This is a genomic window from Kitasatospora sp. NPDC091257 (assembly GCF_044757675.1).
Classification (GTDB): Bacteria; Actinomycetota; Actinomycetes; order Streptomycetales; family Streptomycetaceae; genus Kitasatospora; species Kitasatospora lactacystinica.
Genome location: NZ_JBIVVI010001246.1, coordinates 1 through 2,565 on the forward strand (window position 1 = coordinate 1; position 2,565 = coordinate 2,565).

General features: G+C 72.4%; 3 protein-coding genes. All 3 read right to left on the reverse strand.

All coding sequences use genetic code 11. The features are described from left to right. Window positions 1–948 (reverse strand): hypothetical protein (locus tag ACIQOV_RS36860; RefSeq protein ID WP_401055157.1); only part of this gene is annotated, 948 nt, incomplete at its 3' end. A gap of 152 nt (window positions 949–1,100) precedes the next feature. Then, window positions 1,101–1,349, reverse strand: a complete 249-nt coding sequence (locus tag ACIQOV_RS36865) for a hypothetical protein (protein ID WP_401055158.1) — start codon at window positions 1,347–1,349, stop codon at window positions 1,101–1,103. 420 nt (window positions 1,350–1,769) lie between these two features. After that, window positions 1,770–2,387: a TMEM175 family protein gene (locus ACIQOV_RS36870; protein ID WP_401055159.1), complete on the reverse strand. Its 618-nt coding sequence runs from the start codon at window positions 2,385–2,387 to the stop codon at window positions 1,770–1,772. Window positions 2,388–2,565: the final 178 nt, after the last annotated feature.

A 2,565-nucleotide genomic window follows, 5' to 3' on the forward strand; every position in this document is an offset into this window, starting at 1 on the left:
GGCGTTGGGGGCTTTGGGGTGTCCGGGGTCGCCGGGGTCGCCGGACAGCCGGCGGGCGGCCTCGGCCGCCTGCCGGCCGAGCAGGAGGCAGTGGATCCACAGCTCCTCGGCGAAGCTCCGGCCGAACCGCCGCGCCACCTCCGACGCCAGGTCCTCCGGCATGTCCGCCGCCACCGCATCGCGCACGGCCCGCTCCGGGATGCCGGTCGCCGGCAGGGCGTCGAGCCAGCGGTGGTGACCCCGTCCGCCGTCCGGGCCGTGCTCCTGGCCGACCAGCCGGACGTAGCCCTCGCCGTACCGCATGTACGGGATCCACCCCGGCTCCTCCAGGACGCGGCCCCGCTCCAGCAGCGGTGCGGCGTCGGCGGCGTCCACGGGGCAGACGGCGAGCCGGATCCCCTGGGTGGCATGGCCGTTGATGCTGCTGGTGCCGATGTGCTCCACCACGTTGGGCACGGCGATCAGACTCATCCGGCCGCGCTCGCGGAAGAAGACCGAGAAGAGCTCGTCGTCGTGGCGCTCGGCGCTGCCGGTGGCGAACCGGCGGAAGTCCTCCACCGTGTCGAGCGGCAGACAGACGGCGAGGGACGGCGTGAACTCGTCCGGCACCGCCCGCACCCAGGAGGCTCCGGCGAGCGCGGCGAGCCGGGCGGCACCGCCGTTGCGCGCGTGCCAGTTGGTGTAGAACACCAGGGCCTCGTCGGGGAACCGGGTGGCCGCGCGGCCGACGAGCGCCACCATGTTCTCCGGGGCGGAGACGTCGTCCTGGACGACGAGGTGATGGCTCCCCCCGGAGTCCGCCGCCGCCCAGGCGACCAGGGCCGTCCGGAGCGCCGACGGCGGGCCGTCCGGCTCCGGATCGAGCGCCAGGCCGTCCAGCCCGAGCCGCTCGGCCAGCTCGCGGGCCTGAACCAGGCGTACCGGGTGGGTCATGACCGCCGAACTCACGCGCACCGTCGGTACCACAGCTCTCCCTCGCTCCGGGGTCCTCGCGTCATGGTGGCAGGAGCCGCCCACGGCGGAAAGACCGCGACGCGACCTCGGCCGGATTCCACAGGGTCGGGGCCGGGAGCGGGACCGGGGCCGGGCCGGGGCCGGGGTCAGGGCCCGTGGCGACCCCTCCAGTGCGAGGTCGCGCGAGGCTCGGCGTCCGCCCGGTAGGGGAGGTCGGCCTGCTGCGGCGGCCCGTCGCCGTCGTCCACCGACGGGCCCGCGGGCCGTCGCCGCGGTACGGCCAGGGCGAGGAGGGACAGCCAGCCGACCGCGAGGAGCCCGTCCAGGCACAGGGCGGGCACGAGCGGCGTCCGCCCGTCGACGTGCACGGCCACCACCGCACCGGCTCCGATCACGGCGGCAACCCCAACGACCAGACAGCGTACGGCCCTTCGCATCCCGCCTCCCATGTCGACCGGTTCTGCGGCAGCGAACCCGGCTGCTCGGGAGGAACAGTGAACGGCAGCCCGGGGCCTGCTGTGACGACGCATTCAGGACAGATTGGAGTAGACCAATAGTGATCACACGAACCATGTCGGCGCGTCACGCGCGAGACCGGTGAACCCGGCGGGGGCGACGCTCCGAGAACACTCCGATACCGTCCGGCGTCGGCCTTTCGTTGGACTTCGGTAGCAGCAGGAAGCTCTGCGGGCCGCCCGGCGATCTGTGCCCGGCCCTGGCCCTCTGCCGGACCGACCCACGACAGCCGTCAACCCGACACCATGTCGACTCGACCGGCCGGTTTGGCGACCGGCCGTGCCGTCGCCGACCGTTTCTCATCGACGGCCCCGGGCGGCTTCGCGTCTTACGAGCGCGATCTTGACGGGGACCAGGGACGTCCAGGTCCAGATCGCGGCCGACGGTGAGGCAAAAGCGATCGGTACCGTCGCCCCGAAGACCACGATGTTCGTACCCAGGTCCGCGGCGATCTTCCGGCGGACACGCTCGTCGGAGGGACCGGCCCGCTCCGGGCTGCGCCGGATCGAAAGGAGCAGCGCGAGTTGCAGCAGGTCGATGACGATGATGGTGCCCGCGTAGACGGCGACGGCCAGGGACTGCGAGGCGTACTCGGACAGCATCGTGGTGGGGAAGGGAAGCAGCGCGATGACGCCCAGCCCGACGAGTGCGAGCCGTACGGACATCGTGCTCAGCGGCCCGGCGAGTCGGAGGATCCGGCGGTGGTCGCGCCAGACGCCGGCAAGGATGGCGAAGCTCAACCCGTAGGCGCCGATGTTGGGCAGCAACCCGTGCACCATGCGGCGGAAGCCGGCCGCGTCCAGTCCCGGAGTCACATGAATGTCGAGCACCAGCAGCGTCATGGCGATGGCGAAGATGCCGTCCGACAGAGCGACCAGCCGGTGCAGGCCTGTCTCGTCCACCTCACTGCTGCTCATGGCGAACAGGATGATCGATGACTGCGGGGATGGCCTCCATTACGCCCACAGCGGGCACGCCGGGCCCGGGCGTTCCGAGGAGCCGGAGGCGGCCAGGCTCTTCGACCAGGTGATGGACGAGCTCGATCTGCCGGCGGACGCCCCCACGGAGGAACGCGCGATCCGCTGGGAGCTTGCC